The organism is Xanthobacter nonsaccharivorans (assembly GCF_043194755.2).
Lineage (GTDB): Bacteria > Pseudomonadota > Alphaproteobacteria > Rhizobiales > Xanthobacteraceae > Xanthobacter > Xanthobacter autotrophicus_G.
In genome coordinates this window covers 842,835-855,186 of the sequence record NZ_CM195526.1, presented here as the reverse complement: position 1 = coordinate 855,186, position 12,352 = coordinate 842,835, and the positions used below count along the sequence as shown (strand labels likewise).

At 69.8% G+C, this 12,352-nt stretch carries 11 protein-coding genes; 3 read left to right on the top strand and 8 right to left on the bottom strand.

Features of this window, described 5'->3' with window-relative positions; genetic code table 11:
* Nucleotides 1-39: 39 nt before the first annotated feature.
* The 3 genes from V5F59_RS03880 to V5F59_RS03870 form a co-directional block, all read right to left on the bottom strand.
* Nucleotides 40-609, bottom strand: a complete 570-nt coding sequence (locus V5F59_RS03880) for a copper chaperone PCu(A)C (RefSeq protein ID WP_393980360.1) — start codon at nucleotides 607-609, stop codon at nucleotides 40-42.
* A gap of 94 nt (nucleotides 610-703) precedes the next feature.
* Complete coding sequence (locus V5F59_RS03875) at nucleotides 704-1,090, bottom strand: hypothetical protein (RefSeq protein ID WP_393980362.1); 387 nt, start codon at nucleotides 1,088-1,090, stop codon at nucleotides 704-706.
* A 116-nt stretch (nucleotides 1,091-1,206) separates the two neighbouring features.
* Complete coding sequence (locus V5F59_RS03870) at nucleotides 1,207-1,983, bottom strand: hypothetical protein (RefSeq protein WP_393980364.1); 777 nt, start codon at nucleotides 1,981-1,983, stop codon at nucleotides 1,207-1,209.
* A gap of 165 nt (nucleotides 1,984-2,148) precedes the next feature.
* On the opposite strand from V5F59_RS03870, the gene V5F59_RS03865 reads away from it, so the two are divergent.
* Nucleotides 2,149-2,964: a tellurite resistance TerB family protein gene (locus V5F59_RS03865; protein WP_393980366.1), complete on the top strand. Its 816-nt coding sequence runs from the start codon at nucleotides 2,149-2,151 to the stop codon at nucleotides 2,962-2,964.
* 280 nt (nucleotides 2,965-3,244) lie between these two features.
* On the opposite strand, the gene kce is transcribed toward V5F59_RS03865, so the two are convergent.
* The 5 genes from kce to V5F59_RS03840 form a co-directional block, all read right to left on the bottom strand.
* Nucleotides 3,245-4,198 (bottom strand): 3,5-dioxohexanoate:acetyl-CoA acetone transferase, encoded by a 954-nt coding sequence (gene kce / locus V5F59_RS03860; RefSeq protein ID WP_393980368.1) that lies wholly within the window; start codon nucleotides 4,196-4,198, stop codon nucleotides 3,245-3,247.
* A gap of 51 nt (nucleotides 4,199-4,249) precedes the next feature.
* Complete coding sequence (locus V5F59_RS03855; RefSeq protein ID WP_393980370.1) at nucleotides 4,250-5,197, bottom strand: 3-hydroxyacyl-CoA dehydrogenase; 948 nt, start codon at nucleotides 5,195-5,197, stop codon at nucleotides 4,250-4,252.
* A gap of 151 nt (nucleotides 5,198-5,348) precedes the next feature.
* On the bottom strand, nucleotides 5,349-7,937 hold the full coding sequence (locus tag V5F59_RS03850) for a branched-chain amino acid ABC transporter ATP-binding protein/permease (RefSeq protein WP_393980372.1): 2,589 nt from the start codon (nucleotides 7,935-7,937) through the stop codon (nucleotides 5,349-5,351).
* Nucleotides 7,938-7,945: 8 nt separating this feature from the next.
* Nucleotides 7,946-8,827 (bottom strand): branched-chain amino acid ABC transporter permease, encoded by an 882-nt coding sequence (locus tag V5F59_RS03845; protein WP_393980374.1) that lies wholly within the window; start codon nucleotides 8,825-8,827, stop codon nucleotides 7,946-7,948.
* A 386-nt stretch (nucleotides 8,828-9,213) separates the two neighbouring features.
* Complete coding sequence (locus V5F59_RS03840) at nucleotides 9,214-10,476, bottom strand: ABC transporter substrate-binding protein (protein WP_393980451.1); 1,263 nt, start codon at nucleotides 10,474-10,476, stop codon at nucleotides 9,214-9,216.
* A 161-nt stretch (nucleotides 10,477-10,637) separates the two neighbouring features.
* Between V5F59_RS03840 and V5F59_RS03835 the strand changes: the two genes are divergently transcribed.
* Both V5F59_RS03835 and V5F59_RS03830 read left to right on the top strand, forming a co-directional pair.
* Nucleotides 10,638-11,399: a GntR family transcriptional regulator gene (locus V5F59_RS03835; RefSeq protein ID WP_393980376.1), complete on the top strand. Its 762-nt coding sequence runs from the start codon at nucleotides 10,638-10,640 to the stop codon at nucleotides 11,397-11,399.
* Nucleotides 11,400-11,434: 35 nt separating this feature from the next.
* Nucleotides 11,435-12,211 (top strand): SDR family oxidoreductase, encoded by a 777-nt coding sequence (locus tag V5F59_RS03830; protein ID WP_393980378.1) that lies wholly within the window; start codon nucleotides 11,435-11,437, stop codon nucleotides 12,209-12,211.
* Nucleotides 12,212-12,352: the final 141 nt, after the last annotated feature.

The window sequence follows — 12,352 nt, the reverse complement described above, 5'->3', positions numbered from 1 at the left end:
CCGCATCCGGCCGCCCTCCCTGCCTGACGCCGGGGGGCGTCAGTGGCCGGTGTGGCTGGCGTGCGGATCGGCAGCAGGCGCCGGCGCGGGGGCGCCGGCGCCGATGCCCTCGACCTTGAACTGCACCTTCACGGTGCCGGCCTTCTCGAAGGTGAGGGTGCCATCCACCAGCTCGCCTTCCTTCAGCGGCTGCTTCAGGTCGGTGAACATGATGTGGTACGAGCCCGGCTTCAGCGCCACCGTGCCGCCGGCCGGCACCTCCAGGCCCTTGTCCAGCGGCCGCATGGTCATGATGCCGTTGTTCACCGCCATCTCGTGGATCTCCACCTTGCCGGCGAAGGGCGCGGTGGCGGAGACGAGGCGGTCGGGCGTGGCGCCGGTGTTCTTCAGCACCAGGAAGCCGCCGGCCACCTTGGCGCCGTTGGGGGTGGCGCGCGACCAGGGATGGTCGATCTCGATGGGGCCGGCCTTGAAATCGCTCGCCATCAGCGCCTGGGCCGAGAAGACGAGGGCGCAGGCGGAGAAGGCCGCCGCGGCCAGCATCTCCTCCACGGAGAAGTGCCGGCGCAGGCGCGCGCCGCCGCGCGTGGAACGCAGGAAGAAGGACATGGGGATGCTCCGGATAAGGGTCGCCCGCCCGCCATGGGGCCGGGCAGACCTGTCGAACGCCTGAGGGAAAGGAGCGGGCCGTCCGGCCCGGACGTCACGCGGCCGGAGGCGCGCGGGCGAGGTTCGGCGTCCCCGCATTGCCGGCCCGCCGGGGCGCCTCCCCCGCACGCACCGCCTGCGCCGCGATGAAGGCCGAGGGCCGCTCGGGCAGCGCGCCTTCCGCCGGGGGCGGAGCCACCAGCGGGCCGAGGGCGGCGCAGCCCATGGGGCAGCAGGGCTCGTCCCCGTGCGGGAGGGACCCGTCGCCGGAGGCGGGAGCGGAGCGTGGATCGGCGCCGTGACACAGGAGGGCGCCCGGCCCGTCCAAGCGGGGCGCGGCCATGGCCCCCGACGCGAGCCCCAGCACGATCGCCTGCAGCACAAGGACATAGGCCGCGATCAACGCGGTCCAGTCCTTCCATGCGGGGCGGTGGCGGGTCACGATCGGGTGCGTCTCCTCAAGGGTGGGAGACTGTGCCACCGAATGCGGCCGCAACCAAGATGCGCCCCTGCGTCACGCTGCCATGCGGACGAGAGACCAGGCCGGTGTGGCGCACTTCAATAATGGCAGATCCTCTGCCGGGCCGCGCGGGCATCGTAGCGGCGGCTCCGGCAGATCTCCCGGCACACCTTGAAGAAAGTGTCCGAGGAAAACCCGGGTGTGTTGTCGAGGGCGAACAGCATCCGTTGCGTGCCCATGGCAAACAGGTCGAGGGAATCGCCAGCGCACTCCTCCTTTCCCAGGCATTGGACGACGGTGTTGAGCAGATCCGCGCAGGTCTCCCGATTCAAGGGCTCGTCGGGCCGGCTGGGGCCGAATTCGACGGTGAGCACGCCGTCGCGGTAGATCGCCTTCTTCTTGCGCTTGTTTTCAAAGCCGAGATCGAAAACGAGGCCGATGCCGGTCCGCTCCATCCTGAACGTATGATCGGCCGTGCTGAAATCCTTGCCGGCGGACAGCTCCGCCATGCCCTGGGCCGTCACCTGAATGAGAAAATAAGCGGGAGGCATGCCACGCGCGCCACTCCCCGAAGTCAGGACGAGGAGGTCCGCCTCCGGCATCTGGAAGCTCGCCTCCAGCGACAAGCCATAGCCGGGAAGCTTGATCCGCTGGGCGCCGAAGACCGCCTCGCCCCCTTCGCCCGACCCGTCGCGCGCATCGGCGAAAAGGCGCACCGGACCGTATCGGGTGCTCACCACCTCGCCCGACGTCGCGGCCACCGGCTGCGCCGTGCCCTGCCCCGCCGCAGGCTGCGCCACCGCCAGCCCGGGCAACACGCAGGACGCGACCAGGACAACGGCCCCTAAATACCACCCTGCCCCGGTCTTCCCCATGGCGAGCCCCCCGACCCGTGGGCATTGAAACCGTGCGACCACAAAAAAGGAAGCGGGAATGCACGCTCCGGCTGCATTGCCCCGCTCTTGCCCCGCCACAAGGCTGGATCGCGCCTCTTCCGCCGGCTATCAAGGTTGCACGCTCTTCTGCCCGGTGACGCCCCCATGAACGCCATCATGTCGCTCAAGACCTTCCTCATGGATCGCGTGGAGCTGTTCGGCACGCCGCTCTATGCCCATGCGGGGCGCGTCAGCGTGCCTGCGGACGACCCGCACGACGACCTCGCCGCCGGCCACGGGGAGGACCACGACCCGGCGGAGGGCCAGTCGTTCGTCATCGACTACGTGGACCATGTGGGCAACGAGAGCCATCGCCGCATCTCGGTGTGGGCGGTGCAGCGCAATGTGGAGGGCGTGCCCATCCTCATCGCCAAGTGCCACGAGCGGCAGGCCACCCGGTCCTTCCGGGTGGACCGCATCCTCTCCGTCACCGATCTCGACGGGGCGAGGCGCGAGCCGCTCTCCCGCTTCTTCTACGAGACCTTCGGCTTCCTCTGGCCCAAGGACGCCATCCTGGTGCCGGAGATGGAAGCGGACGACCAGCGCTGGGACCAGATCCGCACCGTCATCCGCCGCGCCGGCGTGGTGCTGCTCGCCGCCCTCGCCCGGGCCGACCGGGAGGTCGGCGCCGCCGAGGTGGAGGAGATAGTGTTCTATTGCGAGCGCGCCTGCGCGGCCGAGGGCATCGACCTCACCGGCGCCGAGCGGGAGCGGCTGTCCGGATGGGTGGCGCGCCTGCGCCCCACCCGCGAGACGGTGGAAGGCGCCCTCGACACCCTGTTCGAGACCGGCACCGAGGCCATCGCCACCCTGCTGCGCGCCGGCATGCGGGTGGTCTCCGCCGATGGCGTGGTGAACGAGCGCGAGGCGGAGATGCTCGACATCTTCTGCTACGCCCTCACCGGCCGCCACGTGCGCTGAGGCGCGAGCCGGGCTCCGGAACAAACTCCAGGCGGCCCTTCCGCACCACCGTCATCGCCCGGCTTGTCCGGACGATCTACCCCTCCGCGGCGGCGCGCCCGCTTTCCGCGCCGCCCGCAGAGGCTCGAGTGGATGCCGCGGACGCTCCGAAGCATGACGGCGGAGCAGATCGAAGCCGCGGCATGATCTGCGAGCCTCACGCTCCGCCGTCGCGGCCGGGCATGTCCCGGGGACGACGGCGCGGCGAGAGGCCCGCCGGATCGTGGCTCTCAAAGAGCCGTCAGATGTTGGTCTTGTCGGCGCCCTTCAGCTCCAGGATCTCGCGCGCCTCGTCGGGGCTGGCGACCTCGAGGCCCAGGCCCTCGATGATCTTGGCCGCGAGCTTCACCTGGTCGGCGTTGGAGGTGGCGAGCCTGCCCTTGCCGGCCCAGAGGGAATCCTCCAGCCCCACGCGGATGTTGCCGCCCATGGAGGCGGCCATGGCGGCGATCGGCAGCTGATTGCGGCCCGCGCCGAGCACGGACCAGCGATACTGGTTGCCGAACAGGCGGTCGCAGGTGCGCTTCATGTGCATCACGTCCTCCGGATGGGGACCGATGCCGCCCAGGAGCCCGAACACCGACTGCACGAACAGCGGCGGCTTCACCAGCCCGCGCTCCAGGAAGTGCGCGAGATTGTAGAGATGGCCGATGTCGTAGCACTCGAACTCGAAGCGCGTGCCGTTGTCGTAGCAGGTGGAGAGGATGTACTCGATATCCTTGAAGGTGTTGCGGAAGACGAGGTCGCGCGTATTCTCAAGATGCGCCTTCTCCCACGGGAACTTGAACTCCTTGTACTTGTCGGCGAGGTGGAACAGGCCGAAGTTCATGGAGCCCATGTTGAGGGAGGCCACTTCCGGCTTGAAGGTGGCGGCCGGCAGCACGCGCTCCTCCACCTTCATGTAGGGGCTGCCGCCGGAGGTGATGTTGATGACCGCCTTGGTGGCCTGCTTGATGCGCGGCAGGAAGGGAGCGAAGGCCTCCGGCGTCTGGTCCGGCTGGCCGGTCTCGGGATTGCGGGCGTGCAGGTGCAGGATGGCCGCGCCGGCCTCCGCCGCCTTGAGCGCATCGGCGACGATCTCGTCGGGCGTGATGGGCAGATAGGGCGACATGGTAGGGGTGTGGATCGCCCCGGTGATGGCGCAGGTGATGATCACCTTGCGGTTCGGTTTTTTGGCAGGCGCTGCTTCGGCCATCGTCTTCGAGCCTCTGTTGGATGATCGGGAAATGCGTGCGGCGTCTCGCGGTCAGGCGCCGATATCCTTCGCCGCCTTGCGCTTGTGCGCGGCGAGCGCCATCAGCCGCCGGTCGCGCCACACCTGGCGCTCCTGCAGCCGGTCTTCGGCAAGGCGCGCGCGGCGCTCGGCCAGCACGGTGCCGAGCACCGGGCCGGCCCAGTCCACGCGGCGCCACTGGTCGGGGGAGATGCGCTCGTAGATCTGCTGGTAGCGCGCCACATAATCGGCGACACCGCCCGGCGCGTTGAGGTCGATGGTCTCGAACGGCCCCATGAAGGACCAGCGCAGCGCAAGGCCCTCGCGGATGCCCACGTCCACGTCCTCGACGCTGGCATAGCCATCGGCGACGAGGCGGAAGGCCTCCTCCAGCAGGGCGCCCTGCATGCGGTTCATGACGAAGCCGTCCAGCTCCTTCTTCATCACGATGGGGGACTGGCCGGCGGCGCGCATCAGCTCCGCCGAGCGCTGCATGGTCTCGGCCGAGGTCCACGGCGCCGGCACCACCTCCACCGCGGGGATGAGATAGGGCGGGTTGATGGGGTGGCACACGCACACCCGCTCGCGGTGCTTCAGGTGTTCCGTGAACAGGGACGGCAGGAGGGCCGAAGTGGAGGAGGCGAGCACCGTCTCCGGTGCCGCGATGGCGTCGAGCTCGGCATAGAGCGCCTGCTTGACGGCGAGGTCCTCCGGCGCGTTCTCCTGCGCATGGGCGGCGCCATCCAGCGCCTCCGCATAGGATTTCGCGGCGGACAGGCGGGCCCGCACCGCCTCGGGCGCGGCGCCGTTGAGCAGGTCATTGGCCGCGAGGTCCGGCAGCACGCCCTCGATATAGGCGAGCGCGGCCTCGGGGGCGCCATCCGCCTTGTCGGCGAGCGCCACGTCGAAGCCCGCACGGGCGAAGGTGATGGCCCAGGCGCGGCCGATGAAGCCGGAGCCGACGATGGCGATCTTGGTCATGGAAGCCTCTTGTGGTCGATCGGCCCCGCACCCCGGACCAGCGACGGCAAAGCCGGAGCGCTGATCCGGGGCCCAGGGGAAAAGTCGGCGAAGCCGGCGATGTCCGCCATCTCCGCTGAAGCCGCCTTCGGCGGAGTCCTGCGCCGGGCCCTCACAGCCACAGCACCTTGCGCCGCAGGTCGAGGTCCCGGGCGAGCGGGCGGGCGGGGCCTTCGTGCATCACCTGCCCGCGCTCCAGCACCACGGCCCGGTCGGCGAGGTTCAGCACCACGTCGAGATGGTGGTCGACAATGACGAGGGTCAGCGTCCGGCGCAGCCGGTCGAAGGCGTCGAACAGTTCCTCCGTCACCGCCGGCGAGAGGCCCTCGAACGGCTCGTCCAGCAGCAGCACGCGGGTGTCGCCCATCAGCGCGCGGGCCACCGCCACCATCTGCTGCTCGCCGCCGGAGAGGAGGTCCGCCGCCGTGTCGATGCGTTCCTTGAGGCGGGGGAAGAGGTCCAGCACCTCCTCTTCCGTGAAGTGCTTCCCGGCGCCGGTGATGCGCTTCAACCGCCCGAGCTCCAGGTTGTGGCGCACGCTCATGCCGTGGAACAGCGCCCGGCCCTGCGGCACGTAGCCGACACCGCGCCGGGCGATAGCCGCGGAGGAAAGGCCGGCCAGCTCCTCCCCCGCGAGCGTGATGGAGCCGGCGGCCGGCTTGACGATGCCGGTGACGGTCTTCAGCAAAGTGGACTTGCCCGCGCCGTTGCGGCCGAGCAGGGCGATGATCTCCCCCTCCTTCGCATCGAACGAGACGCCGGAGAGGATCCGGCTCTTGCCGTAGAAGGCGTCCACCTTGGAGAGCGTGAGCATGGGGGCGTCGGTGGCGGCGGATTCGAGATCCCGCGCCGCCAGCGCGGCCGCGCCCGAGCCGATATAGACCTCCTGCACGCGCTTGTTGGAGCGGGCATCCTCCACCGTGCCGTCCACCAGCACCGCACCGTCGGCCATGACGGTGACGGCGTCGGCCAGCTCGAACACGCGGTCGATGTCATGCTCCACCAGCAGCACCGGCACCTCGCCGGAAATCTGCTTGATGAGGTTGGACACCCGTGTGCGCTCCGCCGCCGCGAGGCCCGCGAGCGGCTCGTCCAGCAGCAGCACGCGCGGCCGGGAGGTGAGCGCGAGGCCCATGTCGAGCAGCCGCTGGCCGCCGTAGGAGAGCGCGCCCGCCTCCGCCTTCTCCATGCCGGTGACGCCGAGGAAGGACATCATCTCCTTCGTCTCGGCGGCGATCTCGGGGATGGAGGCCGCGTCCCGCCAGGGATCGAGGCGGCTCGCGTGGGTGGCCTGCACGCCGAGGCGCAGATTCTCCTCCACGGTGAGGGTGGGGAACAGGTTGGTGATCTGGAAGGAGCGGGCGAGGCCCTTCATGCACACCGCATTGGGGGCGAGGCCGTCGATGCGCGTCCCGGCGAGGCGGATCTCGCCGGCCTGTGGGGCGAACATGCCGGAGATGAGGTTGAAGGCGGTGGTCTTGCCCGCCCCGTTGGGACCGATGAGGGCGTGGAGCGTGCGATCCTTCACCGCCACCGCGCCCTCGCGCACCGCCTTGATGCCGCCGAAGCTGCGCACCAGGCCCTTGGCTTCCAGAATGGGCGCCGCGCTGTCCCAGCGGGGCCGCGCCATGAGGCCGGCGGGCAGCGGGCGGGCCTCCGCCGCCGTCCGCTGGCCCATGGCGGCGGCCTCCACCTTCTTCTTCCTGAGCGGCGCGAGGAGCCGCCCCGCCACGCCGACGAGGCCGGTGGGCGAGAAGACGATGAAGGCCATGAACAAGAGGCCGAAGAAGAACAGCCAGTTGGCCGTCCACATGGAGAGGAACTCGCGGAACAGCACGAAGAACAGCGCGCCCAGCGCCGGGCCGAGGAAGCTGCGCATGCCGCCGATGACCACCATGGCCAGCAGCTCGCCGGAGAAGGCCACCGCGATGGGATCGGCCGAAGCGAAGCGGTGGTTGAAGGCCATGAGCGCGCCGGCAAGCGCGGCGATGCCGGCGGAGAGGGTGAAGCACAGGATCTTGTAGAAGCGCGTGTCATAGCCGATGAAGCGCGCGCGCTGCTCGTTCTCGCGGATCGCGACCAGCACGGTGCCCACCGGCGAGCGCACGAAGCGCTGCAGCTTGAAGATGACGACGAACGCCACCACCGCGACCACCGCGTAGAAGGTGGCGTTCTGCTCCAGGTCGAGGCCGAGGAAGGGCCCGCGACGGACGCCGCCGAGCCCGTTCTCGCCGCCCGTCACCTCGGTCCAGCGGAAGGCGACGGAATAGAGCAGCGCGGTGAAGGCGAGGGTCAGCAGCGAGAAGTAGACGCCCCGGCGCCGCAGCACCACGAAGCCGATGGGCAGCGCCGCGAGCATCACCGCGAAGGCCGCCGGCAACGCCAGCGCCACGCCCCAGCCGGGAAAGAGCTTCTGCTGGATGAGCGCCGCGGCATAGGCCCCAAGGCCGAACCACGCGCCATGGCCGAAGGAGACGAGGCCGGTGTAGCCCACCAGCAGGTTCAGCGCCATGCAGGCCATGGCGAGGATCACCACGTCGGTGGCCGAGGTGGTGGTCAGCCCGAGCGCCGAGAGCAGGGAGGGCAGGACCAGCAGGCTCGCGGCGGCGATGAGAAGGTTGGCGTTCCGGGCGAGCATGACGCCTCCTTTGGCCGGGCGGGTCTCGGTTTCGGGGCGGAAGGCGGAGGACTGCTGGAGCATCTTCAGCCTCACTCGAAGCGGAGGATGCGTTCGCCGAACAGGCCCCTCGGGCGGGTCAGCAGCACCAGCAGCATCAGCAGGTACATGGAGGCTTCGGCGGCGGGCGGGAAGAAATAGACCGTGAGCCCGCGCACGAGACCCACCAGCAGGCCCGCCGCCACCACGCCCCAGAAGGAGCCGAGGCCGCCGATGACCACCACCACGAAGGCGGCGGTGAGGATCTCCGCGCCCATGGCCGGATGCACGCCGGAGATGGGCGCGAGCATGATGCCGGCAAGCCCGGCAAGGCCGATGCCGAGTGCCGCCACCGCGGTCAGGTACGGCCTGAGCGAGATGCCGAGCGCGCCCACCATGTCGGGGTTCTGCACGCCGGCCCGGACCACCCGGCCGAAGGCGGTGCGCTGAAGCAGCAGCCACAGGCCCAGCACCGCCGCCGCCGCGACGCCGAGGATGGCGAGGCGATAGCGTGAATAGATGAAGTCCCCCATGAACACCTGGCCCCTCAGGAACTCCGGGATGGAGAACGGAATGGGCGTGGCGCCGAAGGCCATGCGCAGCGCCTGCTCGATCACCATGGCGAGGCCGAAGGTGAGCAGCAGGGACAGGATGGGATCGGCCCGGTAGAAGCGCGCGAACAGGGTGCGCTCGATCACCATGCCGATAAGCGCCACCGCGATCGGCGCGGCGAGGAAGGCGGCGGGAAAGCCGAACCTAGTGCCCACCGCCACGCCGATATAGGCGCCGATGGCATAGAAGCCGCCATGGGCGAGGTTCACGATGCCGCCCAGCGAGAAGATGAGCGAGAGCCCCAGCGCGATGAGCAGATAGGCGACGCCCACCAGGAGGCCGTTGAGCAGCTGCTCGATGAGGAAGACGAGTTCAAGGGGCATCTTGGTCATCTCCGGCCTGAGGCGGATCGGGTCATCGGCGGCGACAAGCCTTTCCCTCTCCCCTCGAAGTCGGCCACAGCCGGGTTCGGACGGGAGAGGGCGCGGGACACGGCGGCGACGGTCGTGCCCCGGCCGACTGGAACGGAGCGTCAGCGCCGTGGAAGGAGAGCCGAGGCCCGGCGCAAGGATGCGCCGAAGGCGGCTCCATCGACGACCCCGGCGGACGACGAACGCGGCGGATATCGCCGGGTTCGCCGCATTTTCCGCTGGGCCCCGGATCGGCGCTCCGGCTCCGCCGTCGCTGGTCCGGGGCACGCAGGCGCCGCACTCTTGAGCGCGGCGCCGGCCTTCTCCTGTGAGGGGAAGGGGGAGGATCCCCCCCTTCCTCACCCCGGGAAGGTGCAGGCGTTCTCTTCCGGCGTCGGCGCGATGGCGGAGAGCGCGGTCTCCGCCCCGGGCACGGCGGGGCCGAGGATCATGAGGTCCCACTGGTCCTTCACCTCGGCCACGGGACGGGCGGTGACCGTGTACATCTCCTGGATCAGCTGGTGGTCCCAGGCGCGGAAGTAGCCCTTGCGGCCCTTCAGGATGTCCAGCTCCGGCTCCTTCTCGAAGAAGGCGATGAGCTGGGCGCTGTCGGTGCTCTTGGTCTCGATCATCGCCCGGGCGACCACCTTGGCGGCCACATAGTCGCCCCAGGCCTGGTTCTCCGGCGGCTTGCCGAACTTCTTCACGAAGGCGGCGACGAAGGCCTTGGAGTCCGCTGCCGGCACGTCGTGGTGCCAGATCAGGGGCCAGATGCCGCCGAACGTGCCCTTGCCCGCGCCCCAGGCCACCGCCGTGTCGAAACCGAAGCCGCCGAACGGATACTTCAGGCCGAACTCCGAATACTGCTTGATGAAGTTGGTGATCTGGTTGCCGGCTAGGTTGGAGATCACCACGTCGGGGCGCGCCTGGCGGATCTTCAGCAGGTAGGGGGAGAAGTCGGTGGCATCCGTGGGCACCAGCTCGTCCGCAACCACCTCGCCGCCGTTCTGGCCGATGTAGCGCTTGGCGACGCGCGAGAGGTCATGGCCGAAGGCGTAGTCGGCGGTGAGGAAGAACAGCTTCTTGCCCTTGATGAGGCCGTCGCGCAGCATGGCCGCGCCCACCGCCTTCACATATTGGGTGTTCGCCCCTTCCACGTGGAACATGAAGCGGTTGCAGTCCTTGCCGCGCAAGGCGTCGGAATTGCCGCCGGTGTTGAAGAAGGTGATCTTGTTGCGCGCGGCCACCTGCGAGATGGCGAGCGCGGAGGCGGAGGAAATCTCGCCGATGATCACCGCCGCCTTGTCGCGCTCGATGTAGCGCTCCGCCTTGGAGGAGGCGGTGGCGGGGTTCACGCTGTCCTCCATCACCAGGTTGATCTTGCGGCCGTTGATGCCGCCGGCGGCGTTCAGCTCCTCCACCGCCAGCTGCACGCCCATCTGTCCGTAGGCGCCGAGCGGGCCGAGGAAGCCGGTGAGCGGGGTGAGGTGGCCGAAGGTGATGGTGTCGGCCTGGGCCTTCACGATGGCCGGCATGCCCACGCCGCCGAGCAGGGCGGCCGCGCCGACCCCCTTCAGCAGCGTGCGGCGGGCGACCGGAGCGGCAAGGCTCGATGCAGACAGACCGGGGACGGGAAGCTTCGGATCTTTCACAGGCGTCGTCTCCTCCCAGAGGGCCGGCTTTTCCTGCGGTGGCGGGATTTTTCCCTGTCCTGTCCGCGCCGGGCGATTGCCGAACGGGTCGGCGATCTGTTATCTGTGATCACACATAGCAGACGGGCAAGATGGAACACAAGACGGCATCTGCGCAGGCGCAACAGACAGGCGCGCAGGTCGGGGAGAGCGACGGCGAGGCCGGCGGGCTCGACGCCCGGATGGGCCGCATCGTCCGTCAGACGCTGGCCAATCAGGTCTATGGCGACCTGAAGGAGCTGCTGCTCGCCGGCCGCGCCGCGCCGGGCGAGCGCTTCACCCTGCGGGGGCTCGCCAGCGCCATCGGCACCAGCGCCATGCCGGTGCGCGAGGCGGTCTCGCGGCTCGTCGCCGAGAACGCGCTGGAGGTGCTGCCCAACCGCGCGGTGCGCGTGCCGCTCATGCCCCAGGCCCGCTTCGTGGAGCTGCGCCTCATCCGCGTCAGCCTCGAAGGGCTCGCCGCCGCCACCGCCGCGACCTCGGCCACCGAGGAGGAAATCGCCGAGGTGGTCCGCCACGAGCGCCTGTTCGCCGCCGAGCGGGAGAAGAAGAAGCCCGACGGCGCAGCCGCCATGCGCCACAACAAGAACCTGCACTTCGCCCTGTACCGGGCCGCGCACATGCCCACCCTCATGCAGATGATCGAGGGGCTGTGGCTGCAGATCGGCCCTGTCCTGAACCTCGATTTCCGCGCCGGCCCGGCCCGCGTGCGGGAGGGCGAGGCCCACGTCCACCACGCCGCCCTCGTCGCCGCGCTCCGGGCCCGCGATGCGGAGGCCGCGCGCGCGGCCCTCGTCGCGGACATCTGGAGCGCCGGGGACTTCATCCTCTCGCGCGGCATCCTGCCGGACTGAACCGGCCCAAGCTCGGACCTTACGGAGAAAACGCCATGGACCTCGGCATCACCGGCCTTCGGGTGCTCATCACTGCGGGCGCGGGGGGCATCGGCCTCGAGATCGCCCGCGCCTTCCTGAAGGAGGGCGCGCGCGTCGAGGTCAGCGACGTGGACGAGGCCGCCCTCGCCGCCCTGCCCGAGACCGCGCCGGGCGCGGTGGGCGCGGTGTGCGATGTGGCTGATCGCGCCGCTGTCGGCCGCTACATGGAGGCGGCCCTCGGCCGGCTCGGCGGGCTCGACGTGCTGGTGAACAACGCCGGCATCGCCGGCCCCACCGGCCGCGTGGACCAGATCTCCCCGGAGGACTGGGACCGCACGCTGGCCGTGGACATCACCGGCCATTTCAACGTCACCCGGCTTGCCGTGCCGGCGCTGAAGCAGAGCGCCAACCCCTCCATCATCGGCCTGTCCTCGGCGGCGGGGCGCTTCGGCTTTCCGCTGCGCTCGCCTTATGCGGCGGCGAAATGGGGCGTGGTGGGCTTCATCAAGTCGCTCGCCATGGAGCTCGGCGAGTTCGGCATCCGCGCCAACGCCATCCTGCCCGGCTCGGTGGACGGCCCGCGCATCCAGTCGGTGTTCCAGAACAAGGCGCGCGAGCGCAACCTGTCGGTGGAGCAGGTGCAGGCCATGGCGCTGGCCGCCACCTCGCTGAAGAAGCTCGTGCCGCCGCAGCACCTCGCCAACGTGGCGGTGTTCCTGGCCTCGCCGCTCGGCTCCTCCATCTCCGGCCAGGCCATCGCCGTGGATGCCGATCTGCAGATGCTGGTTTGATGTCGCGGCACCGGCGCGCCTCTTTCAGGTGCCGCGCGCCTGAACGCGATCCGGGTTGCTTGAAGCCACGTACTCGATGTGTCGCCCATCGCTTCAGGACAGAGAACGCATCGTCCGACCGGCTTGCCATGCAGGCCGGTC

What these genes read in the sequence shown, in the direction of transcription:
- V5F59_RS03880 (WP_393980360.1), bottom strand. Translation starts at nt 609, where the DNA reads ATGTCCTTCTTCCTGCGTTCCACGCGCGGCGGCGCGCGCCTGCGCCGG.
- V5F59_RS03870 (WP_393980364.1), bottom strand. Translation starts at nt 1,983, where the DNA reads ATGGGGAAGACCGGGGCAGGGTGGTATTTAGGGGCCGTTGTCCTGGTC.
- V5F59_RS03865 (WP_393980366.1), top strand. Translation starts at nt 2,149, where the DNA reads ATGAACGCCATCATGTCGCTCAAGACCTTCCTCATGGATCGCGTGGAG.
- kce (WP_393980368.1), bottom strand. Translation starts at nt 4,198, where the DNA reads ATGGCCGAAGCAGCGCCTGCCAAAAAACCGAACCGCAAGGTGATCATC.
- V5F59_RS03855 (WP_393980370.1), bottom strand. Translation starts at nt 5,197, where the DNA reads ATGACCAAGATCGCCATCGTCGGCTCCGGCTTCATCGGCCGCGCCTGG.
- V5F59_RS03850 (WP_393980372.1), bottom strand. Translation starts at nt 7,937, where the DNA reads ATGCTCCAGCAGTCCTCCGCCTTCCGCCCCGAAACCGAGACCCGCCCG.
- V5F59_RS03845 (WP_393980374.1), bottom strand. Translation starts at nt 8,827, where the DNA reads ATGCCCCTTGAACTCGTCTTCCTCATCGAGCAGCTGCTCAACGGCCTC.
- V5F59_RS03835 (WP_393980376.1), top strand. Translation starts at nt 10,638, where the DNA reads ATGGAACACAAGACGGCATCTGCGCAGGCGCAACAGACAGGCGCGCAG.
- V5F59_RS03830 (WP_393980378.1), top strand. Translation starts at nt 11,435, where the DNA reads ATGGACCTCGGCATCACCGGCCTTCGGGTGCTCATCACTGCGGGCGCG.